Source organism: Paraliobacillus sp. PM-2 (assembly GCF_001368815.1).
GTDB lineage: Bacteria > Bacillota > Bacilli > Bacillales > Amphibacillaceae > Paraliobacillus.
In genome coordinates, this window is record NZ_CTEI01000001.1 from 669141 (window position 1) to 692774 (window position 23634).

General features: G+C 35.1%; 22 protein-coding genes and 1 riboswitch. Of the genes, 13 read left to right on the plus strand and 9 right to left on the minus strand.

Going from position 1 to position 23634, the window contains the following annotated elements; translation table 11 throughout:
* Nucleotides 1-101 precede the first annotated feature (101 nt).
* The 3 genes from BN1058_RS02950 to BN1058_RS02960 all read left to right on the plus strand — a co-directional run bounded on the left by BN1058_RS02950 (nt 102) and on the right by BN1058_RS02960 (nt 2128).
* Nucleotides 102-968 (plus strand): LysR family transcriptional regulator, encoded by an 867-nt coding sequence (locus tag BN1058_RS02950; RefSeq protein WP_090852639.1) that lies wholly within the window; start codon nt 102-104, stop codon nt 966-968.
* A 108-nt stretch (nt 969-1076) separates the two neighbouring features.
* Complete coding sequence (locus BN1058_RS02955; protein ID WP_090852643.1) at nt 1077-1445, plus strand: CidA/LrgA family protein; 369 nt, start codon at nt 1077-1079, stop codon at nt 1443-1445.
* Nucleotides 1442-2128, plus strand: coding sequence for an LrgB family protein (locus tag BN1058_RS02960; RefSeq protein WP_090852645.1), 687 nt, complete (start codon nt 1442-1444; stop codon nt 2126-2128). Before BN1058_RS02955 ends, BN1058_RS02960 begins: the two co-directional genes overlap by 4 nt.
* Before the next feature lie 163 nt (nt 2129-2291).
* Here BN1058_RS02960 and BN1058_RS02965 read toward each other — a convergent pair whose 3' ends face one another.
* A complete protein-coding gene (locus BN1058_RS02965; protein WP_090852647.1) occupies nt 2292-3245 on the minus strand; it encodes a ribose-phosphate diphosphokinase in 954 nt (317 codons plus the stop codon).
* Between the two features lie 511 nt (nt 3246-3756).
* Here BN1058_RS02965 and BN1058_RS02970 point away from each other — a divergent pair.
* A complete protein-coding gene (locus BN1058_RS02970) occupies nt 3757-5502 on the plus strand; it encodes a phospho-sugar mutase (RefSeq protein ID WP_090852650.1) in 1746 nt (581 codons plus the stop codon).
* Nucleotides 5503-5604: 102 nt separating this feature from the next.
* On the opposite strand, the gene BN1058_RS02975 is transcribed toward BN1058_RS02970, so the two are convergent.
* Complete coding sequence (locus BN1058_RS02975; RefSeq protein WP_090852653.1) at nt 5605-6600, minus strand: EAL domain-containing protein; 996 nt, start codon at nt 6598-6600, stop codon at nt 5605-5607.
* A 223-nt stretch (nt 6601-6823) separates the two neighbouring features.
* Here BN1058_RS02975 and BN1058_RS02980 point away from each other — a divergent pair, with 223 nt between their 5' ends.
* Entirely contained in the window at nt 6824-7765 is a 942-nt protein-coding gene (locus BN1058_RS02980; RefSeq protein ID WP_255306964.1) for an LCP family glycopolymer transferase, read from the plus strand.
* Nucleotides 7766-7941: 176 nt separating this feature from the next.
* Nucleotides 7942-8022, minus strand: a riboswitch (cyclic di-GMP riboswitch).
* A gap of 76 nt (nt 8023-8098) precedes the next feature.
* On the opposite strand, the gene BN1058_RS02985 is transcribed toward BN1058_RS02980, so the two are convergent.
* From BN1058_RS02985 to ppc, 3 genes are all read right to left on the minus strand, one after another.
* Entirely contained in the window at nt 8099-8302 is a 204-nt protein-coding gene (locus BN1058_RS02985; RefSeq protein WP_090852655.1) for an aspartyl-phosphate phosphatase Spo0E family protein, read from the minus strand.
* A 201-nt stretch (nt 8303-8503) separates the two neighbouring features.
* On the minus strand, nt 8504-9721 hold the full coding sequence (locus BN1058_RS02990; protein WP_090851207.1) for an ISL3 family transposase: 1218 nt from the start codon (nt 9719-9721) through the stop codon (nt 8504-8506).
* A gap of 191 nt (nt 9722-9912) precedes the next feature.
* Nucleotides 9913-12678, minus strand: coding sequence for a phosphoenolpyruvate carboxylase (gene ppc / locus BN1058_RS02995; RefSeq protein WP_090852658.1), 2766 nt, complete (start codon nt 12676-12678; stop codon nt 9913-9915).
* 532 nt (nt 12679-13210) lie between these two features.
* Here ppc and glpK point away from each other — a divergent pair.
* On the plus strand, nt 13211-14704 hold the full coding sequence (gene glpK / locus BN1058_RS03000) for a glycerol kinase GlpK (RefSeq protein ID WP_090852662.1): 1494 nt from the start codon (nt 13211-13213) through the stop codon (nt 14702-14704).
* Nucleotides 14705-14800: 96 nt separating this feature from the next.
* The gene (locus BN1058_RS14450; protein WP_255306965.1) at nt 14801-14935 is read left to right on the plus strand and encodes a hypothetical protein; all 135 of its coding nucleotides are present in this window, start codon (nt 14801-14803) and stop codon (nt 14933-14935) included.
* 42 nt (nt 14936-14977) lie between these two features.
* Here BN1058_RS14450 and BN1058_RS03005 read toward each other — a convergent pair whose 3' ends face one another.
* The gene (locus tag BN1058_RS03005) at nt 14978-15904 is read right to left on the minus strand and encodes an aldo/keto reductase (RefSeq protein ID WP_090852665.1); all 927 of its coding nucleotides are present in this window, start codon (nt 15902-15904) and stop codon (nt 14978-14980) included.
* Between the two features lie 352 nt (nt 15905-16256).
* Here BN1058_RS03005 and BN1058_RS03010 point away from each other — a divergent pair, with 352 nt between their 5' ends.
* On the plus strand, nt 16257-16640 hold the full coding sequence (locus BN1058_RS03010) for an SMU1112c/YaeR family gloxylase I-like metalloprotein (RefSeq protein ID WP_090852668.1): 384 nt from the start codon (nt 16257-16259) through the stop codon (nt 16638-16640).
* Between the two features lie 43 nt (nt 16641-16683).
* Here BN1058_RS03010 and BN1058_RS03015 read toward each other — a convergent pair whose 3' ends face one another.
* On the minus strand, nt 16684-17145 hold the full coding sequence (locus BN1058_RS03015; protein ID WP_090852672.1) for a nucleoside deaminase: 462 nt from the start codon (nt 17143-17145) through the stop codon (nt 16684-16686).
* A 213-nt stretch (nt 17146-17358) separates the two neighbouring features.
* Between BN1058_RS03015 and BN1058_RS03020 the strand changes: the two genes are divergently transcribed.
* The 4 genes from BN1058_RS03020 (at nt 17359) to BN1058_RS03035 (ending at nt 19533) form a co-directional block, all read left to right on the plus strand.
* The gene (locus tag BN1058_RS03020) at nt 17359-17541 is read left to right on the plus strand and encodes a cold-shock protein (protein WP_090852675.1); all 183 of its coding nucleotides are present in this window, start codon (nt 17359-17361) and stop codon (nt 17539-17541) included.
* Nucleotides 17542-17659: 118 nt separating this feature from the next.
* Nucleotides 17660-18214, plus strand: a complete 555-nt coding sequence (locus tag BN1058_RS03025; RefSeq protein ID WP_090855928.1) for a chromate transporter — start codon at nt 17660-17662, stop codon at nt 18212-18214.
* A complete protein-coding gene (locus tag BN1058_RS03030) occupies nt 18211-18744 on the plus strand; it encodes a chromate transporter (RefSeq protein ID WP_090852677.1) in 534 nt (177 codons plus the stop codon). Before BN1058_RS03025 ends, BN1058_RS03030 begins: the two co-directional genes overlap by 4 nt.
* Nucleotides 18745-18816: 72 nt before the next feature.
* Nucleotides 18817-19533 (plus strand): SurA N-terminal domain-containing protein, encoded by a 717-nt coding sequence (locus tag BN1058_RS03035; RefSeq protein ID WP_090852680.1) that lies wholly within the window; start codon nt 18817-18819, stop codon nt 19531-19533.
* A gap of 17 nt (nt 19534-19550) precedes the next feature.
* Here BN1058_RS03035 and BN1058_RS03040 read toward each other — a convergent pair whose 3' ends face one another.
* Nucleotides 19551-20612: an aromatic acid exporter family protein gene (locus BN1058_RS03040; protein WP_090852684.1), complete on the minus strand. Its 1062-nt coding sequence runs from the start codon at nt 20610-20612 to the stop codon at nt 19551-19553.
* Between the two features lie 419 nt (nt 20613-21031).
* On the opposite strand from BN1058_RS03040, the gene BN1058_RS03045 reads away from it, so the two are divergent.
* Nucleotides 21032-21475, plus strand: a complete 444-nt coding sequence (locus tag BN1058_RS03045) for an IDEAL domain-containing protein (RefSeq protein ID WP_090852687.1) — start codon at nt 21032-21034, stop codon at nt 21473-21475.
* 148 nt (nt 21476-21623) lie between these two features.
* Here the strand turns inward: BN1058_RS03045 and BN1058_RS03050 are convergent, their stop codons facing one another.
* Nucleotides 21624-23624, minus strand: coding sequence for a penicillin-binding transpeptidase domain-containing protein (locus BN1058_RS03050; protein ID WP_090852690.1), 2001 nt, complete (start codon nt 23622-23624; stop codon nt 21624-21626).
* Nucleotides 23625-23634 lie beyond the last annotated feature (10 nt).

Consider the following 23634-nt stretch of genomic DNA (forward strand, 5'->3'; position numbering starts at 1 on the left):
AGGGACGAGGGACAGGCACTCTGTCCCTTTTCTAATGGTGTTATTTTATTAAAAGTGGGGCAGAGGGTATGACCCCGTGTCCCATAAAGGAGTTGGATTTGATGGAACTCAGGCAACTGCAGTATTTTTTTGAGGTGGCTAAACACAAAAGTATATCTAGAGCTGCTGATGTATTGCACATTTCGCAACCAGCATTAAGTAAAATGATCAAAAATCTAGAAGTTGAATTAGGAATGACGCTTTTACTACGGACGAATAAGGCAAGTGAGTTAACGGATGCAGGAATGGTTGTGTTTGAGTATGCCAAAAAAATAAATCAACAAATGGATGACATGATGATTATTTTACATGATCTTACTGAATTGAAGCGTGGGGAAATTCATTTTGGTCTACCACCAATTATCGGTAGTTTATTCTTTCCTAATGTATTAGCAGCTTTTCATAAAGCGTATCCTAATATAAAAATTAATATAACAGAATATGGTGGAGCAAAAGTAGTGAGAAGTGTTGTAGAGGGAGAAATGGATTTAGGTGTAACTGTACTACCAATTGATGAAAGTCTTTTCGATATTTATCCATTGGTAAAAGAAAATATGCAATTGGTTGTACATCGGGACCATTCACTAGCTCATCGAAAAGCGGTTGATTTAAGTGAACTGAAAAATGAAGAATTTATTTTTTATCATGAGGATTTTGCTTTGCACGATATGATATGGCAACATTTTTTGGATGTTGGCTATGAACCAAAAATTTTATTTAAAAGCTCACAATGGGACCTAATGTCAGAAATGGTTGCTGCTGATTTAGGTATAACGATTTTACCAAAATCTATATGTGATAGAGTGAAAAACGATGCCATCCAAATTATTGATTTGACCCCCAAAATTCCTTGGAACCTAGCGGTAATAAAAAAGAAAGGCAAATATCTTTCTTATGCTGGGCGGACATTTATTCATTTTATTCGTTAAATTTGGTATAACTAAAAGTTATGTATAACATAAAATATATGTATTTTACGAATATATCGAACTGATGTATGCTTTAATTAAAGCAAAGCATTTATCAGGGGTGTAGACATGAAGATTTGGACAGTTATGATGCAAATATTATTAATACATATTTTCTTATTTTTAGCAATTGGATTAAAACAGTTACTTTCTATACCATTACCTGCTTCCATGATCGGTTTGGTATTACTATTTCTTGCCTTATTTTTAAGAATCATTAAATTGGAATGGGTAGAACAAGGAGCGAATTGGCTAATGGCAGAGTTATTACTTTTCTTTATACCTTCTGCAGTTGGTATCGTTAATTATAATGAAATAGCTAGTTGGCAAGGTGTTGAAATTGTTTTCATTATAGGTATTAGTACTTTTATTGTAATGAGCTTAACTGCATTCATTGCAGATTGGATAGAGAAAAAGAAAGGAGCGCATGTAGAATGATGATCTTACTTGTAACAGTTATTACGTATGTTTTTTATTTACTAACCAAAAAGTTAAATAAAAGATTTGCCTTTCCATTATTTCATCCGCTCTTGTTCACACCATTGCTAATCATTATTGTTATCACACTTTTAAACATCCCAGCATCTGAGTATCTAGATGGAGCTACCTTTCTAACCCATATGCTTGGACCAGCAACGATTGCATTTGCAGTTCCAATTTATAAACATTTGTCAATTTTAAAAAAATATCTTGGTTTAATAACAATTAGTATTACTGCTGGTTCATTAATTGCCGTTTTCTCTTCCTATGGATTGTCGTTATTATTACATATTGATCGTAGTTTTTTAGTTAGTGTTCTTCCTCGATCGATCACAACTCCCATCGCGATGGAGGTATCGAAGGAAATAGGAGGGTTACCAACCTTAACTACTGTCTTTGTAATTATAACTGGAGTTGTTGGTGGGATTATGGGCCCTTCTGTTATAAAACGATTTGCAATCACATCACCAATGGCACAAGGACTTGCTCTAGGGATGAGTGCACATGGTGTTGGTACAAGTAAAGCAATGGAGTATGGAGAACAAGCTACTACCTTTTCAACTTTAGCAATGATATTCGCTGCTACTATTACCATTGTTTGGGGAAAACTATTAATTCCAACACTTGTTGCATTTATATAATAGCAAAAAGCGATATTTTTAAGAGCATAGTGCTACTAAAAAATATCGCTTTTTGCTTGTATAGATAGGATCTAGCTTTGATTAACAAAGAAGCATTATGAACTAACTTGAAACTGAAAGGTCCGAGTAGTGACGTACATGAATAAAGTCATGCCATTTTATTTTAGACGTCAAATAAAGGACTTACTGATTCTTGTCGATATACGCGTAAAATTGCTTCACTAAATAATGCTGCAGTGCTAAGTTGTGTCATTTTATTACTCCATTTTTCTTCAGGAATCGGAATGGTATCTGTTATTACAAGTTCTTTAATTGGTGAAGCGTTAATTTTTTCTGTTGCAATACCAGAAAGAACGGGATGTGTACATGTTGCATACACTTCTTTTGCACCATTATCCATCAATGCTTGTGCACCAGTGGTTACACGTCTACCAGTATCAACAATATCATCGATGATAATAGCGGTTTTCCCTTCGATATCACCAACTACTTTAAGCTGAGATGCATCGACATCCCTTGGTCCACGTCGATCCAGAATAGCAATTGGTGCCTCCATACGATCAGCAAATTGGCGTGCACGTTTTACACTACCATGGTCTGGTGCAACAACAACGATATCTTCTAGCTTTTTATCAGAAAAATAAGCCGCAAGTATTGGTATTCCTGTTAAAGGATCAACTGGAACATCGAAAAATCCTTGTGTTTGTGTTGCATGAATATCAAGTGACATCACACGGGAAGCGCCTGATTTTTCGATTAGATCAGCAATCAACTTTGCTGCAATTGGTTCACGCGCTTTTGTCTTTCGATCTTGACGAGCATAACCATAATAAGGAATCACAACATTTATTGTTTTTGGAGACGCTCGTTTTAATGCATCTAGCATAATTAATAATTCCATAATATGTTGATTTGCAGGATCAGATGTAGATTGAATCACATATACATCACACCCACGTACACTTTCTTCAATATTAATTTGCACTTCTCCATCACTAAAGGTTTTTACAGAACAATCACCTAATGTTACACCAGTATGTTCAGCAATTTTCTCTGCCAAAATTGGATTAGAACTTAACGTAAATATTTTTAATTCATTTAACTTGTCTTTCGACACAAACAATCGCTCCTTTTTTAAAAAAGATAAGTAGACATTTCATGCAAAAGTGTTTTATACAAAAAAGCCTGTCTATAAAAGACATAAGAAATGAGCAATGTTTGCACATGGTCATAATCTTATTAAAGCTTATTCAGACAGATTTGGCACGCTTTGTCTTTTTTGATTTAAACGTATCTATCATAATTGTAAAGCAAATCAAATCATAAAGCTAGTTATCAACTATTGAATGTCGAAATTTATTTAAATATGTATTAATTATTTATTAATAAAATAAATTTATAAAGATATCGAGACGAGAAAATTATTATTTGTTATAATGAACTATTAGTAAGGGGATACGTACTTTTTGCATATAACTAAACCGCTCATGTATGTCATCAACGATAATAAACAAAAAGTAATTGAACGAGACAATAGATGTATAGCAAAAATAAAAAAGGATTCTGAAATAGGTTTTGGTTGCATCCAATAGAAGGATAAGTAATATTGATGATCGGAGGAGAAGCGTATGAATTGGAAAGATAATTATTACAAATGGAACAATTTTGAGGGTTTGGATTCAGAACTGAGAGCACAATTAACTGAAATTGAAAATGACGAAAAAAAATTAGAGGATAGTTTTTATAAAGAACTTGAATTTGGTACAGGTGGAATGCGTGGTGAGTTAGGCCCTGGCTCTAATCGGTTGAATATTTATACGATTCGTAAAGCAGCTGAAGGTTTAGCAAGATACATAGAAGAACAAGGAGAAGTAGCAAAAACACGTGGGGTAGTCATTGCATATGATTCACGTTTTAAGTCCCCGTTATTTGCAATGGAAGCGGCAAAAACACTTAGCTATCACGGCATTCAGACATATGTATTTGATGCGTTACGTCCAACGCCAGAACTTTCATTTGCGGTCAGATATTTACACGCGTTTAGTGGTATTGTTATCACAGCAAGTCACAATCCCCCAGAATATAATGGGTTTAAAGTATATGGTGATGACGGTGGGCAACTTCCACCAGGTCCAGCTGATGTGGTTGTGGAAAAGGTAAATGAAGTAGAAAATGAGTTAATTATTCCAGTTGCAGATGAAGAAGAAATAAAGCAAAGTGGTTTATTACAAATTATAGGGGATAAGATTGATGAGGCTTATCAACAGCAGCTACAAACAATTGTAGTAAATCCAGCTTACATTAATCAAGTAGCAGATGACTTTAAAATTGTCTATACACCTCTACATGGTACAGGAAATATCCCTGTTCGAGAAGGACTAAAGAAAATGGGTTTTAAACAGGTAGAGGTTGTCGCTGAGCAAGAACTTCCAGACCCTAATTTTTCTACAGTAAAATCGCCAAATCCAGAGGAACATGCTGCCTTTGAATTAGCTATTAAGCAAGGTGAGAAACATCATGCCGATATTTTATTAGCAACAGATCCGGATACTGATCGTGTTGGTGTAGCGGTGAAAGATGAAGAAGGAAAGTATCAAGTATTAACAGGTAATCAGGTTGGTGCTTTGCTATTAAACTATCTAATTACAGAAAAGAAGCAACAAGGAACATTAGCACCTCATGCTACAGTGTTAAAAACAATTGTAACTTCTGAGATTGGAAGAGATATAGCAAATAAACATGGATTGGAAACAGTAGATACGTTAACTGGCTTTAAATTCATAGGTGAAAAAATTAAAGAATATAAAGAAACTGGCCAACATCATTTCTTATTTGGTTATGAAGAAAGTTATGGCTATTTAATCGGTGATTTTGTAAGGGATAAAGATGCTGTTCAAGCCTGCATGATGGCTGCTGAAGTTGCGGCATACTATAAAACAAAAGGGAAAACCTTGTATCAGGGCTTATTAGAAATTTTTGAACAATACGGTTATTATTTTGAGTCTTTACAATCATTAACACTAAAAGGGAAAGATGGGGCGGAACAAATTCAAGCATTATTAACAGCCTTTCGAACCAATCCTCCTAAAGAGGTGCTAGGATCTAAGGTAGTTGTGATTGAAGATTATCAGTCAAGTGAGCGAATCTTAGTTGATATTGCAAAAACAGAAACGATTACACTACCAAAATCGAATGTATTAAAATACAAGCTAGAGGATGGATCTTGGTTCTGTTTACGTCCATCAGGTACTGAACCAAAGATTAAATTCTATTTCGCGGTTAATGGAGATACATTAGAAGGGACAAAAGATAAATTAAATAAATTTGAAACAGAAGTAATGACGCGTGTACATGGATTAACCAACCAAGCGTAAATAAATGGAAAAATCTAAATGTGATAAAAATAATTGGCAGGAAATCAATGTTTTATTTTGATTTCTGCCGATTTTTATTTATCTCGTTTTTCTAAGACTTGATTAGATCGATGTTTTTATTTCTGGTGTTGGTTTGCCGAATAAATAGCCTTGAAATAATTGATAGCCTCTTTGTTTTAGCCACATAAAATCCTCTTCCGTTTCTATACCTTCTGCTAAAGGGATCGAACCAATTTCATTTGCCTTTTCTAAAAAGAGTATAGCAGCTTGTTGCTTTTTCCTATCTTTTGTTACTCCTTGCACATATTTCATATCTAATTTCATCACATTTGGTTTTAAATCTGTTAAAAGATTAATGGTACTAAATCCCTCTCCGACATCGTCTAATGCGTAATTAAATCCACGATTACGATAATAATGTAAGATATCTTTTAAATGATTTACATCATCAACTTTATCTGTTTCTACCACTTCAAAAACGAGTCTATCGGTATCTAAATGTAATTGTTCCGCTAGTCTAGTGGTTGATCGTAAACAGAATGCAGGAGAATAAATAGATGTTGGAATGAAATTGATAAATGCCTTTTTATTGTCTGGTATATTCGCAGCGTGTCGAACAGCTGTTAATCTACACAAACGGTCTAGTGCATATAATCGCCCACGCTTTCGAGCAGCGTCAAAAATAACATCAGGATAAATGGTCTGTCCGGTGGAATCATTAAATCGAGCAAGTAATTCATAGCCATAAATCTGTTTATCAGCTGTTAGAATTGGTTGGTAATGGCAATGGATTTGTTTTTTTTGAATGATTTGATCAATCCATTTGGCTTCAAGTACTTTACTTATGTTTGTTAATGGTTGCCATTGGTGATCAAGAATACGATAATATATCTCATTCATATCCATATGATCTTGACTAAAGTCATAGATACTTGTAGCTCCTTCTTCATTGGTGAAAAGGTGTTTATCTTTAATTTCAATTGGAATGTTTCTTCTTTTTAAATGGTTATGTATGATTGAGAGCATATCTTCAATAGGATTAGTTGTGCATTTTATTTCAATTGTTAATTCTGTTATAAAACAATGTTTACATGACAAGTGATTTCCCTCGTTCCTTATTATAGTAGCTGTCTAGATTGAATAGTAGATTAATAGATATACTTCCTTTACCCTTTTTTTGATGTATTCAACCTTATTCATTACTTTGTCTGTATGAAACTATGAGAACATGATACGACCAGTGAAACTTTTTATTTGATTCGGGCGTCTATATATACAAGAATCAATAACAAGAGATGCAACTAGAGAAAGAGGTGCTTTTGTGGTTAACGAAAGTAGATTAACAAAGAGAAATTCAACCAAAAGAAGAGGTTTAAAAATTGTACTTATTATACTTGCTATACTAATGCTTGGTATTGCAGGTTATTTATTTTCTATTTGGTGGGATGCCAAGCAAACAGTAGATAATGAAATTCACCAAGGGATAGATAGTATTGATACAACTGTCACGAAGGAGAAACTCGATAGGAAAGAGCCACTGAATGTATTATTACTAGGTGTAGATGAACGAAAAAATGATTCTGGTCGATCAGATGCCTTAATGATTCTTTCCATCAACCCCGATGATAATAGTATCCAGATTGTTAGTATTCCTAGAGATACTCGTGTGGAGATTGTTGGCAATGGTACAACGGAAAAAATAAATCATGCATATGCTCGTGGTGGATCAGATATGGCTGTTAATACAGTGGAAAATTTTCTTAATGTAGATTTGGATTATTATGTGAAAGTAAATATGGAAGGATTAGAAGACCTTGTTGATGCTGTTGGTGGAATTACAGTTGATAATGAATTAGCGTGGGTAGACTCAGGCTATTATAAAAAAGGATATCGTTATAAAAAAGGTGACATTCATTTAGATGGTGCTCAAGCCTTAGGTTATGTCCGTATGCGCAAGCAGGATCCAGAGGGAGATTTTGGACGGACGAAAAGACAGCGTAAAGTAATTGAAGGAATTATTGATCAAGGCGCAAGTATTGGATCAGTTACTAAAATAAGTGATATTCTTGATGTATTAGGTTCAAATGTAGAAACGAATATGGACTTTGGGGATATGCAAAACCTATTCTTAAATTACCGTAATACAAGAAAAAATATAAGTACGTACATGATGGAAGGGCAAGGTCAACGAATTGATCATACGTATTATTTGATTATGACACAAGAAGAAATTAGTAAAGTACACAATATGATTTCTAAATAGTAAAAGAATTTTCATGGTGAATCTTAGGCTGTTTATAGTAGCATAAGAAAAAGACGTCTTTAATCTATGAAAAGGCGTCTTTTTCATTAAAAAATAATCCACAAGAAACACACAGTTTCTGACCAAAGCTTACTAATAATCACTGCTACTGCTGTGATTATTCTTTTCTAGAAATATTCGATAACTGGCAAGCGTAGTTTCCCGTAGCTCCTATAGTTTTGCGTCACCATCTTTCAATGGTTTTGCCCTTTTCGTGAAAGTTTGATGAAAAGATAAATCCGTGGATTATTTGAAGTGATAGGAATAGAAGAGTTGTTTCAATCAGGTTCATGCTTAATTTTTTTTATTTGTTGAAGCAATATAATCATATATTAATTTATCTAATTCCTGTGAAACAGTTATTACATCTTGTTTGTTTTTTGTGCACTTATAGTACTGGTACATTTGATGCCTTAGTTTCTCTATTTCCTCTAGTTTTTCCTTGTCTGTTTTATCAAGTGATAGGTTTTGATCTTGCAGTGCTAGGATTATGCTCACCGCCTTACATTCATTTTGATAATATTAGTCTATACCAATTACGAACGAAAGTAAACAGATGAAATTTATATATTTATGTCGATAAATGTCTGCTGTTAACAATAGAAACTAGTGTATTATAATTACGACTAAGATACTAATAATATCATAAAAATATGGTTCTACGTCAAATGTTGGGGTAGGAGTACTTGCTCCTATCCCTTAACCTACTTGAAAATCTAAATCTTTATATTGATGATGCAATAATACACGTAACCTTAATCGATCATATCGTTTAAAGCCGAATGCATTACGTTTAATAACCTTGGTTTGATTATTTAAGCCTTCGACAAACCCATTGTTATAACCAAAGGCAAAACTATTTAGCACTTCTGGTTGCCAATTTTTAATCGTACCAATAGCTTGGATAAACGCTTCCATGCCTGACTTTTCTACTTGGGTGTAAAAGCGATATAAGCCTTGTTTAATCTCACCTAAATCTTTCGTTCCAGTCTTCGCTTCATCAAACCAAGAACGAAATGCCTCTTTTAAACCATAGGCTGTTCGTAAATCCTCTGATAAACTTAAATACCTTTCTAAATACCAATGTTGCTTATCCGTAAGATCCTCATATCGTTTGTAGAAAACATGCTTCATTCGTTTACACTTCTTACGATCATAATCATGAAAGTCCTTCTGAACACGTCTTCGTACCCGTTCTAATGCCCAATAAATGTACCGACAAAAGTGAAAGCGATCTGCGATAATGATTGGATTTCCTAAGGCTTTTTTTACGGCTGCTTTAAAGCTGTAGCTCATATCCATGACAACCATCTTCACTTGAGATCCCTTTTTCGCTAAGTACTTTTTAACTGTACGTACCGAACGGTTTGGCAAAATATCAAGGGGGACGCCTGTTTCTCCATTTGCGACGATCACTTGGTACTTCCCTTCTGATGTATCGCCTTTATATTCATCGATAGCTATTACTGGTGGCAACGTATCCACCTCTTTTAATCTAGCAGCTGCCAGTTGGTCAAATCTACGTATCGCTGTTGCTTGCGATGTTCGGAACTGCCCCGCAGTATCTTTAAAGTTTTTTCCCTGAATAACGCGAAGCCCTAGGGCTTGATTCCATTCGATGGAATGCCTTTGATATCGCTCTACAACGTGGTTCTTCTCAGGAAATCTCTTTCCACAAGAACAGACATATCTACGCTTTCGATAAAATAAATAAGAGGTTCGCTCAAAGAGCTTTAAATGCTGCACTTTTTGTATTCTATAATCATGGATACGGCTTGTCCTCTTCCCACAAGCTGGACAACGGTGCTTCCTGACGGGTAACTTTACGTGTAAGTAAAAGTTTCCCTCCAACTCCTCCATCTTTGTTACAATGACACTTTCTAATCCAGGTAATTTCATGTTAAACTGCATATACACGCATCTCCTATCCCTTTGGTTTGTTTTTCGTCAATTCAAGTGTAAAGGATATAGGAGCTTGCGTGTTTTATTTTGCTTAATTTTTTTCATACCCCAACATATATAATAGAGCCAAAAATATCCGCTCTGTGAAACATTAAAAGGCTATTCTCATCTTTAAAGGAGAATAGCCTTTAATAGTGTTAGAATGATCAACCTGTGTTACGAAGTCCTGCTGCGATACCGTTAATTGTAAGTAATACTTCTGTTAACAGAGTACTTAGTACTTCTTCATTTGCACCTTGTTTATCTTCCACTCGTAGTTGAGAGATTAAATTGACTTGAATTAAGTTTAATGGATCTACTAAAGGATTACGCAAACGAACAGATTCTTTAATATTAGGTTTATGATCCATTAATTCTTCTTGTTGTGATATTTTTAGAACCATTGCTTTGGTTAGATTATATTCTTCTACAATTTGATCATAAATACGTGTTTGTATTGTTTTGTCTTCAATCATTTTTGTATATTCTTTTGCTGTTGTTAGATCTGCTTTGGTTAATGCCATTTGTAAATTATTAATGGTTGACTGGAAAAATGGCCAAGTATTATAAAGCTCTTGTAGCAATTCTAAATCATTGGTTTCTTCAATGAATTTATAAAAACCAGTTCCAGCAGCAAACCAGGCAGGAAGAAGTTGTCTACTTTGTGTCCAAGCAAATACCCATGGAATCGCACGTAAATCTTCAAATCGATCACTACCTTTACGTTTCATAGGACGTGAACCAATATTTAGTGCTCCCAATTCATTTAAAGGTGTTGCTTGATTGAAATAGCGTAAAAATCCATCATCATTAAATACTAATGATTGATATTTTTGTAATGCATAATTAGAAATACTACTCATTGCTTTTTTTGCTTTTTCAGATGGCATTTCCTTTCGTCTTTCATCCTCTGTTAATCCAGCAATGGCTGTCATCATGGTCGTAGTTGCTTGTTCTAAACTACGGTATGCAATGTCTGTTAACAGGTAGCGAGAGGATAATACTTCACCCTGCTCTGTAATTTTCACCCCATCGCCTAATGTGATAGGTGGTTGGGATAAAAGACTTGTATATAATGGTCCACCACCACGACCTAGAGAACCACCACGTCCGTGGAAATATTTTAATTTCACGCCATAAGAAGAGGCGATAGAATGAATTTCCTCTTGTGCTTGATATAGTTCCCAGTTAGCAGTTAATGTTCCACCATCTTTACTACTATCGGAATAACCGAGCATAATTTCTTGTAGATCACCACGTGCTTCTAAATGCTTACGATACAATGGAATATCAAATAATTTTTTAATCATGTTTGGACCATGTTTTAAATCATCAATTGTTTCTAATAATGGAGCAACATGTAGACGACTTTTCACATGTCCATTTGGATAGACACGATACAATCCTACTTCCTTTGCAAGAACAAGTACTTCAAGTAAGTCACTAACTGAAGCAGTCATACTTATTAAGTAAACCTCAATTGCACGCTCACCAAACACATCTTTTGCTTCTTTAATCATTCGGAATGTATTAATCATTTCTTGCGTCTCATCTGAGAACTCATCGTAAATAGAGATAAGTGGACGAGGGTCTTCTAATACTTTAATTAATACTTCTAATTTTTCTTCTTCCTCTAGATCTTTGTAGGCTGGCGCGATATTTACTTGGCGTAAGATTTCTGCAATTGCACTTTCGTGTTCTCCGCTATGGTTACGCACATCAAGTGTGGCTAGATGGAATCCAAAAACTTCAACTTGACGAATCACTTTACGCAGTAATTTTATTGGATTGTTGGCCGGATGATGCATCATTAAACTATCTTGAATCAGATGTAAATCATCGAGCAATGCATGTGCATCTCGGTACGCTCGTTCATCATCTTTTTCTGTATATTCAATTCGTTTTAACATTAGTCCGAGTTTAATTCGGTATACTTCATCTTCTTTATGCCAACCGTTATAGTTTAATTCTTTACGATCCATTTCGATGGACTGTAGAATCTCATCACTTACTTTTACTTTTTTCGTTGATTGACTTAATAATTCCTTCAGTCTATCTAATGAGTCTTTATATTTATTAAGTACGAGTGTTCGATGTTCCCTAATTGTTTGTAAAGTTGTTTTGGCAGTAACATTTGGATTACCATCACGATCGCCACCAATCCAAGAACCAAACCGAAGAAAGGAAGGGACGTGCCAACGCTTTTTATACTTTTCATAAAGTAAATCTTCTAAGTCTTGATGTAGGCGTGGTAATACTTCAAATAATACTTTATCAAAGAAATATAATCCGTTAGAAACTTCTTTCATTACAGAAGGTTTTTTCTCGCGAATTTCGGATGATTGCCATAATATTGTTATTTCATTTTCAATGGTCTCTTGAATGACCTTTTTAGAATATCGTGTATAGGAATGATCCCAAGCCTTCAATAAATCTGCAATACGTTGGTGAATACGAAGCATGGTTCTTCTTGTTGCTTCCGTAGGGTGAGCTGTTATCACTAATTCTAAAGAAAGTTGTTCTAATAGTTCTCCGATTCTTTCTGGTGAGATATTGTTTTCGAATAAACGTTTCACACCATCTTCTAAAGAACCTGGTTGAATAATGGAATCATCTTGTGCTTGATATTCCCTGCGTCGCCTTCCGCGATATGTTTGCTCAGCAATATTGAACAAATGTAAATTCACAGAAAAGGCACGAATCACATTTTCTCGAAGTGGAGGTTCTAATTGGTCAATTTCTTGTTTAATTTTTACATAAATACTTGGATCTTGTGAATCTCTTAGTGAAGTTGTTAAGGTACGAATTTTATTTACTTTTTCAAGTAATTCCTGGCCGCCTTCATGAAACAATACCCTATCTAAGATTTCATTTAAGTATTCCACGTCGCGATGTAGAGGTACGGTACTAGTTCCTTTCATATTTGTATCCATATCATTCACTTCCTTTCAAAAAATTCTATTACTTTACTAGTAGATACTTTTTTTATTTTTGAGGATTGATGATTCGTTGGTTGCAGATGTTATTTTATAGACATAAATCTATTCTAACATGTTTTTTTGTTGAAATTAACTGAAAAGTTTGTAATTTTTAGTTGATTCCATTGTTTTTCTTGTATCTTAAATTAATAATACCTTATTTCCGACTAATAAAAGTCTATTTAAATAGTTTATCTGAATTAATGTCATTTGAAAAGTAAAAAAATTGAAGCAAAAAAATAAAATAACTATTGATAACGGTTACATTTTTGTTTATTATAGAGTATGTAGCAAGCGAGCTGCATCCCTTCGCAAGTATTTGCCTGTGTCTTCCATATATTGTGTTACCAACGTAATGGTGCAATATAAAGAAGATACAGGTGTTTTTTTATACAATAAAATCTGGAAAAATGACTTGGGTTTTTGACCTCAGCAGATAAAGATTAAAATTTGGCATTAAAATTATTTTTGAAAAGAGGAATGCATAATGGTAGATAAATACATATTAGCAATTGATCAAGGGACAACAAGTTCACGTGCTTTTTTATTTGATAAGGGAGGTAACATGAAAGCTGAAGCACAACGAGAATTTGAACAGTTTTTTCCTGAACCAGGATGGGTGGAGCATGATGCAGACGAAATATGGACATCTGTATTAGCATGTATGGCTGATGTGCTCAGAAAGGCTGAGATTACGGCTGATCAGGTTGCAGGCATAGGAATAACCAATCAGAGAGAAACAACTGTTGTATGGGATAAACATACCGGAAAGCCAATCTATAAAGCAATTGTTTGGCAATCACGTCAAACGGAACCAATTTGTAGTGTGCTGCGTGATCAAGGATATGAAGAGATGATTCGGAAAAAAACTGGTTTAATCATTGATCCATACTTTTCTGGAACAAAAATAAAATGGATATTAGATAATGTGGAGGGAGGAAGAGATAAAGCTGAAAACGGAGATTTATTATTTGGAACGATTGATACGTGGCTCATATACAAATTAACAGGTGGGAAAAAACATGTAACAGATTATTCCAATGCTTCTAGAACCTTATTATATAATATTCATGAGCAAAAATGGGATGACGATTTATTACGCTTAATGGATATACCAAAGCGTATGCTACCCGAAGTAAGACCTTCTTCTGAGGTATACGGTACTACGGTTTCTTATCACTTCTTTGGACAAGAAATTCCTATAGCAGGTGCTGCTGGGGATCAGCAAGCAGCACTTTTTGGTCAGCGGTGCTTTCGTAAAGGCATGGCCAAAAATACGTATGGAACAGGTTGTTTTATGTTAATGAATACAGATAATCAAGCAGTAACATCACAACATGGTTTATTAACAACAATTGCGTGGGGAATAGACGACAAAATTGTTTATGCATTAGAAGGAAGTATATTTATTGCAGGATCTGCGATTCAATGGTTACGTGATGGGATGCGCATGATAAAGCACGCATCTGAAAGTGAAATGTATGCAAAACGGGTAGACTCAACAGATGGGGTTTATTTTGTTCCTGCATTTGTTGGATTAGGCACCCCATATTGGGATAGTGATGCACGAGCTGCAATGTTTGGTATTACTAGAGGCACAACAAAAGAACATATCATACGTGCAACGTTGGAATCGTTAGCTTATCAAACAACAGATGTATTAGATGCAATGGTGAAAGATGCTAAGACCAATGTTCAGGCATTGCGTGTAGATGGTGGTGCGGTGAATAACCATTTTTTAATGCAGTTTCAAAGTGATTTGTTGGATCTAACGGTAGAACGTCCTATGATAAACGAAACAACCGCATTAGGCGCAGCTTATCTCGCGGGATTAGCTGTAGGTTTTTGGAAAGATCAACAAGAACTTGAAAGCCATGCGAAAAAGGCAACTGTGTTTCATCCTGAGATGAGTGAAAGGGAGAGGGCAACGTTATATCAAGGTTGGAAAAAAGCAGTTCACGCTACAAGAGTTTTTAAATAGTCCCTGTAGTTAACATAAAAATTATATTCTTTCTCTATCTTGTTAATGGTTCTCCTTTTTTTGCATATGCTAAAAGGGAAAAGGAGGTTATGCTATATGGCTAGAAATAGAGAAAGAGATCGCTCCCGAGGCATGATGTCTAAAAAACAAACAGCAAGTGCGAATGAACTATTGAAGTACGCCAATAAAAATAATACAATGCCGTTTGATTGGTCGAAATTAAATAAGTAAATGGACAAACGCAGCAATTAGATTAATTGCTGCGTTAATTATCTATTGATTTACATGTTGTGGATGATCTGTAGAAACCATTGTTAAATCCGAAGCTGCTGCATTACTAATTACTTGTTCTGGATTTTTGCAACCTGGAATAACAGTAGTCACTGCAGGGTGTTGTAAGCACCATGCTAATGCCCAAGTCGCCATTGAAGTATTTTCCGGTACTTCTGTTTTCCTTATTTCTTCAACTGCTTGTAATTTTCTAGTTTGCTCCTTCTTATCACGATGAGAGCGTACGTCAGAAGAATCAAAATGGGCACCTGGTTTATATTTACCACTTAAATAGCCGCTTGCTAATGGTACGCGAGCTAAAACACCCAATTGATCTCTTTCTGCGATTGGGAAAATTTCGTGTTCAGGTGCCTGATCTAATCGATTGTAAACGACTTGAAGTGCACTTATTCCCACTTCATTAGCCGCTTTTACTTGATAGGGGGCATCATTTTCTCTTAAGGAGAGGCCTATGTGACGGATTTTCCCCGCTTGCTTTTGCTTATCTAACATCGTCCAAAGTGCATCATTATTGAACTCTTCATCTGTACAGGAATGAGCTTGATAAAGATCAATGTAATCTGTTTGTAGTGCTTTTAACGACTGATCAAGTTGTTTTAACACATCTTCAGGTTTCCAATGTCTTGTTCGCTCAAAAGGTTGATGGAAATGATGACCGAATTTTGTTGCAATCGTCCAATCTTCTCTTTGATGTCTTTTTATATAATCTCCAATGAAACGCTCAGATAAATGGTCACCATAACATTCTGCTGTATCAATTAAATTAATTCCTTGTATACTTGCTTCATTAAGGATAGCGTCTACTTCCTTCTGATTAAAATCTTTTCCCCATTCACCACCGAATTGCCATGTGCCCAATCCAATAACAGAAACATATAAATCAGTCGTGCCAATTTTTCTGTAATGCATCAAAAATCATCTCTCTTTCATCATTTGTTTTTGCATATAAACTAAATTTCCCTTACAAAAATAGCTAGTTATATTTTATCGCATCCAATGGTTTTAAAACAAAAAAAGAGCATCCAATGTTAATGGATGCAAAAAAGGGGGACAATCTAATTTGACAAAATTCAATATTCACATGTAAAAATCTTTAAAAAAAGATCTTTTACAAGAATATTAATTACCAAAATTGTAACCGTTTTCATTATAGTATATATAAATGAGTTTTCCATCGGACTAAAGACCTATTTTAATTAAATAACAAATTGTGTATTTTAGTTTGTATACATGTTAACAATTTTTATAGGGGATGAAATCAGTGTTCGAATCTATTCATCATGTTGCTATTATCTGTTCGGATTACGAAAAATCAAAGGCATTCTATGTTGATATATTAGGATTGCAAGTAATACAAGAGGTTTATCGTGAAGCAAGAGCTTCTTACAAACTGGATCTGGCCTTAGGAAACACTTACGTTATCGAATTGTTTTCGTTTCCTGATTCACCAAGACGATTAAGTTATCCTGAAGCACAAGGGCTTAGGCATTTAGCTTTCTCTGTTCGTGATCTTAATTATGTTGTTGAAACCCTGACAGAAAAAGGAATTGAAGTTGAACCTATTCGTATTGATCCGTGTACTGAGGCTAGATTTACTTTTTTTCAAGATCCAGATGGTTTACCAATTGAGATAGTTGAAAAATAAGTGGGAAAAGGTTAGCTTTTTCCTCTTATATTTGCCTTTCCACTCAAGTTAATTCTTTCCACTTTTCAAAAGGAATATTTTTTTCTTCTATATCAAATGCATAAAAAGGAATGTTCCTTTGTTCATGTGGCTTGTTCATGTCGTGAAAAATAAACGTATCGTCAAATCCTTCTGCTGCTGCTAGTGCGTGATCTGCTGCATAATAGACCTTTTTTAAGCGAGACCAATAAATGGCACCGAAACACATAGGACATGGTTCACAACTTGTATACATTGTACAACCTTCTAGTGTGGTTGTTTCTAAATTTTCGCATGCATCACGTATTGCCTGTACTTCAGCGTGAGCGGTAGGATCATGTTTTGTAAGCATATCATTCTTCCCAGTACCAACAATGATTCCATTTTCATCGACAATAATGGAGGCAAAAGGTTCTCCACCATTTTTTTCTACATTTGCTATTGCTAATGCGATCGTTTGCTTCAAATAATTTTGGTGTTTTTCCATAAGCGTCCCTCCTAATAGTATTACACACATGATAACAAATAATCGATAGGTAACAATAGTTATACGCACTACGGTTATATTTATCTGATTTGTATAAGTTCATTTGTTGAATTTTACATTCATTATAATTCGCTTCACATCGAATAAGCCCTTTGTCTTTTGTTATGAAAAGGGTTATAATAGAGAGTAATACCCAAGAAAGGGGATGTCCCTATGGCATATTATAATAATAAGAAAGAACCAGTTGAAGAAATTGAAACAACGGTTTGGTCTTGCACAAGTGATTCTTGTTCAGGATGGATGCGAGAAGATTATTCTTTTGAAACAGAGCCGACTTGTCCGCTTTGTCATGCAGAAATGACAAAGGAAACCCGTGTTCTACCCAAATTAAGTTAACAACATGATATAGATGAATCAATAAGGCTTCCACTATATGGAGGCTTTATTTGTTTTGAATGGAAAAATTTTATTATGTAAGCTGTTGGTGCTTAGAAAAAGAAAGGAAAGACTTGTAATGAATCAATGGTATTTATTTTTGGCTTTTTTTCGGGTTGGGATCCTTGGTTATGGTGGAGGTCCGTCATCTATTCCACTTGTACAAAAGGAAGTTGTAGAGAAGTACAAATGGTTGAATAATGAAGAATTCGGAAATATTTTGGCTTTAGCAAATGCCTTGCCAGGGCCAATTGCCACGAAAATGGCTGGATATATTGGTTACAGAGTAGCTGGTGTAATTGGAATGTTGAATGCTGTACTTGCTACGATTGTACCAACTATTTTTTTAATGATTATATTATTAACTTTTTTATCATCAGCAAGTGATACTCCATGGATGAATGGCATGACAAAAGCAGTTCTCCCGGTGGTTGGGGTAATGTTAGCAGTATTAGCATTTAATTTTCTGAAAAAAGCAAAGGTCGATTTGGGTTGGTTTTGGATGTCCATTCTTGCAATCACATCATTTCTTTTCACTGAATTACTCGGAATTCATCCTGCTATTCTTATCTTAGGGTTACTGATTGTAGCATTAGTAAAACCAGATGCTGACAAACAGGAGGAATCCTCATGAGTACATATTGGCAATTATTTATCGCCTTTTTCATTCCGGGTATTCTAGGTTATGGTGGCGGACCTGCTTCCATTCCATTAGTTGAAAATGAAGTAGTAGGTAGATTTCAGTGGATGACCGTTAGTGATTTTAGTGAAATGTTAGCGATGGCGAATGCACTGCCAGGACCAATTGCGACAAAAATGGCAGGATTTATTGGTTTTCAACAAGGTGGCGTAATGGGTTCTGTTGTTGCGGTTTTTGCAACAGTTGTTCCATCCTTGTTATTGATGATCATACTTCTAGGGCTATTGATGAAATATAAAGATTCCCCAAAAGTTAAACGAATGACAATGTTCATTCGACCAACAATTGCAGTGCTGCTAGGAGCAATGGCGTTGCAGTTCTTTCAAACTTCGTACGTTGACACCGGTTTTTTTCAAATGAGTGGAATTGGGTTGATTAGTTTTCTATTGATGGAGCGTTTAAAAGTTCATCCGGCATTTGTGATAGCAGGTGCTCTAGTGTTTGGGGCGTTATTCTTGGGATAATGAGAATAGTTGCATTATAATCGAAAAAATGTTTTAATATGGAAACAATAAAACAATTGGAGTGACCCGTTTATGTTAAAAAAAATAGGTAGCTTTCTTCTTGTAAGTATGCTATTTACTATATTAGTAGCTTGTAGTGATAGTGGGGAAGAAAGAGACGAATCAACGAATCGTACAAGTGATTCCACCACAGAAGAAGTGACTGTGTCAGAGGATGAAATAGTCGGAGAAGACATGGTAGTGGCGGTTGTTAATGGAGAGAAGCTAACCGGTGAAAAATATAATACTGTCTATACACAGACAAAAACATTATTATCTGAACAAGGACAAGATGTGGATGATCAAGCGTTTATAAAAGAAAGGGCACTAAATGCACTTGTGAGTCAAGAAGTATTATCACAGGATGCAGAAGAGAATGGCATTAATATAACCGACAAAGAAATTGATGATTATATAGCTGAAGCAAAAGCACAGTTTGATTCTGAGGAGCTATTTGAACAGGAATTGGAAAAACTCAACTACACGATAGAATCATTTCGAGAGCAAGTGGCCATGCAATTGGAACAAAAGGCTTATGTGAAAGAATCATTTGGTGATATAGAAGTATCGGACGAAGAGATAGAATCATATTATAACGAGTTGAAAAAGCAAAGTGATGAGCTTCCTAAGTTAGAAGAGGTTCGAGATAGTATTGAAGCACAACTTGCTAATAAACAATTGCAGGATAAACTCAATCAACGAATTAAAAAATTAAAAGATGATGCAGAAATAGAAATGAATATCTCATAAGAAAAGCTAGTCTCTACTTAGTGGAGACTAGCTTTTTTGGTCTGTTCATCATTTGTGTTTAACATCTGTTCTACTAGATGATAAATGGATAATAGCTCATATAATATAACTATTTCAGGGTTAAAGAAAGTTGACGGATCTTCTTTATATATTAGCTGTTCTTCCTTTTTACATTGCCAAAATTGTTCCATTAAATTTTTTATGTATTGACGATGCTGTTGGATGCGGAATGAATCAGGATTTTCCATTGTATCAGCTAAAGCTTGAACGGTGGTTACTATATGAGTACACTGTTCTTTTGTCCAAGTAATATCTTCTAAAGGCGTATTAATCAAGTTACCAATATGATAGTGGACTAGCCGCAGTGCTGTTAATTTCTCTTCTTCATCTTGTAGCTCTTGTTTCAGCTCCTTTGATAGTCGATGATATTTGGCCTCTGATTGTTGATAGTGTAATAATTTATCCGTTGTATCTAACTTTTTCTTTAATTGTGCAAACGTTTCTTGTACGCGAACTCTTTGTGCACAATCTTGTGTTTGAAATAAAATGTCTTTTGCTATCGCCTTTAATTCTTCTCCGGTATTAGCTAATGCTGTATCGATGTTTGTTAAGATACGTGACGAATAGTTTGGCGGTAAAACAAACATATTTACTGCAGTAGAAACAAGTAGTCCAATAGAAGTAGTACCTAAACGAATAAAAAAAGCAATAAGGTAGTGGTCATGTATAACCTCTATCATTGCTACAGAAGTTAGTGTTGCAACAAGAAGTCCTGCATGTAACTTCAATTTAAAACAAGTAATAATGGTAAAAATAGCGGCCGCTGTATAAGTAAGCGGAGAATTCCCGAACAGAGAAATAAAAAAAACAGCATAAGCGGAACCGATTGCTGAGGCTGGGAATCGTATAATACCTTTTTTTATGGAGTCATTTACTGTTGGTTCAATGGTAACAATTGCAGTGATGACTGCAAAAACTGCAGGCCAATTAAGCCATTGACAGATGAGAGAAGTCAGAAAGACAGCAACACCTGTTTTAACGACCCTGCTACCGAATAATTTTTTGTGTGTTTTTCTCAATCTAGTCACCTTCGTCGTCTGATTTTTTCCCTAACTTTAAGTATATCCAACATTAAAGAGTAATGGCAAGACTATTAATAATTATTTTGTGTTTATTTTTTGACAATTGTTTAATAAGAATAAAATTACCTAATGTAATCGTTTTCTAATTATATAATTAATGATATAATACCTGCAAACGTTATCCGTAATATAGATATAAAAAATGTCTTACTAATTGAGACACTTAGGTTTTAAGGGAAGTCTAAAAAATATGAGAATAGTGATAACGTGATGTTTAAAGGGTTCCAATTTTGATGGAACCCTAATATTATATTAGTAATCGTTTCACTTCCAAAGATAAGTGAGTAGCAACATTTAATAGGTGTGCAAAAGAAATGTATGGTGTTTCATGTTTAATAGCATAAGGGAGTGTTTACATGTTATCGGTTAATATGTTTCAACCTTATTATGTGAAGGAAGAACCCGATCGAATTCGGATTGTATTAGCTTATCAGTATTTTTCTTTATGGCTTGATGGGCAAGTGTATCAGTTTGTCCCATTGGAATCACGAAAAATAGAAGTAAATCGGACAACGTTAAAAGTGCTTAATCAAAAAGCAATCTTTGTGTTTCAAAAAGGGACAAAATACAAGAGCATTGCTTTAGCTGAATTACTACAAATTCCTGATTTTGACCAACGAGTGCAGACGATCATTTATCCATATGTAAAAGAAGACAAAAATAATTATTTTTTTAATGAAGTAAACGATATCATTCTTGCTTTGGAAAAGCAAAATATGAAGCGATTAATTGACAATGCGTTAGACAAAAAAGATATCGGACAGTTTATGAAGTATTCGACACAATTAAATAATATGTAAGCTAGCAAAATATGTCGTTTTTGTTAGCTTTTTTGTTTATTGATTTATTGTGTAGTTTAAGCAGATATATCCAACCATTGGAACAAAGGCTACAAGTTAAACACAATAAAAAGAACAATGCCAGGAAAATGATCCTGACACTGTTCTGTTAATATAATTGATTAAAAATATTGGCTACTTTTTCTACGGTATAGTGACTGCCACCTTTATCTTCTACATGTTCAACCATCATGGAAAGAATCATTGATTCATCTTCAGGATAAGCCACAAACCAGCCATTTTCTTGCCCTTTAGTATCTTCCTGAGAGCTTTTTAGTTCAGCGGTTCCTGTTTTTCCAGACAATTGAACCGTATCAATGTTTGCCTCTGGTGCTGTTCCATTAGAAGCAGTAACCACTTGACGCAATGCCTGTTTGATTACTTGTGTATCTTCACTTGAAAGTAATCCCTCTTGCCATGTGACGCTGTTTTCTTCATCAAGTTCAAGTGTTGGCTGTAGCATATCTCCATCATTTAAAAAGGTTGTAAAAGCAGTTGCTAGGTGAAGTGCGCTAACTTGCAGTTGTCCTTGACCATATCCCGAGTCCGCTAATAAAATTTCTTTATCAATGGAGCCCGTGGAAGAAATTGAACTATCTTGAATAGGATAGGTAAATGGTAATTCCTGCCCAAATCCAAAGCTTTCAAGTCCAGCAACGAAAGCATCACTATCCATTTCAATAGCTTTTTTGGCAAAATAAATGTTATCTGAGCGAATCAAAGCATCCGTTAAATCAACAGGGTTTGAAGAAGTGGATACACGTCGAACTGCATAATTTCCCCAAGCATCTTTTGACCATGTTTTACCATTAATGTCGATGCCTTCCCCATTTTTAATGGAACCATTTTGAAGGCCAATTGCACCTATAATTGGTTTAATCGCAGAGCCTGGAGAGAATGTTGCTGCAAAACGATTAGTTAAAGGTGTTTGTTCGTCGTTTTGGATGGCTTCCCATTTCGATTGGCTAATCCCGTATGTTAATTCATTTGGATCAAAAGCAGGGCTTGATACTAAAGCCAATGTTTCTCCTGTTTTGGGATTGATTGCTGTAGCGGTGCCAGCATCTTCATCAAAACTGTTATAGATCGTTTGTTGGATGTTTGCGTCAATCGTAACCGTAATATCTTCCCCATCTTGCACTTGTTTTTCTGCAATAACAGTTGAATCGCCATTTTCAGATTCGGCAACAATAGCAACACCGTTTTCTCCTTTTAACCTTGACTCAAATAATTGTTCTAATCCACGTTTCCCTATTTGATCATTTTGAGAATAGGTGCCTTTTTTTTGCGCTTTTAACTCTTCAGCAGTAATTTGACCGATGTAACCAACTAGATGAGCAGTAGCTTCACTATATGGGTATGTCCGACCAGTTATATCTTTTTTGACTACCGATGGAATAGCAAAAAGCTTTTGTTTATACTCCTCGTCAATCGTAGTTGGCATGTCTTTTAATGGAACAAATGTATTTTCATTAACCCAACCTGGTGACAAAGCCTTATCAATTGCTTCTACGCTTATATCTAGCAAATCAGCAATTTGTTGTTTTTCTTCCTCTTTTTGTTCAAATCGACCAGGTTGCACACCAACAGAATAGATTGTCGCATTGATTGCAAGTCCATTTTGATTACGATCATAAATTTCCCCACGTTCTGGTGCAGTGGTTTGCACTCCCACTTCTGCTCCATCTTTTAATGACGGAAAAATAAATCCTGGATGCCACTTAATATACCATTTGGTTTCATCTTCTACTTTTTTTTCTGTTAACGCCATTTCTGCTTCGAAGTTAACTTCTCCAGCAATGGTATTCATGCTTACTTCAAGCGGAAAGCTATTCGGTTCTTCCTCTTCTGTAGTCTCTGGTACACGATAAGTAATGGAAATATCTGTTACTTCTAAATCGTTGTATATTTTTTGATAGCGGTCAACAAATACTTCTTTAGGGTACGCTTCTTTATCCCCAATCATTTTGTACATCTCACTGAAGTTTTTTTCTGTCCAATAATCAACATAGTCTTGAATTCGGTCTTCTGCTGTTTCCTCTTCATTAGAACAAGCAACAAGTCCGATAAGTAAGCACAATAAACTTCCTAGTAAAAAAAAGCGCTTCAAACAGTCGTCC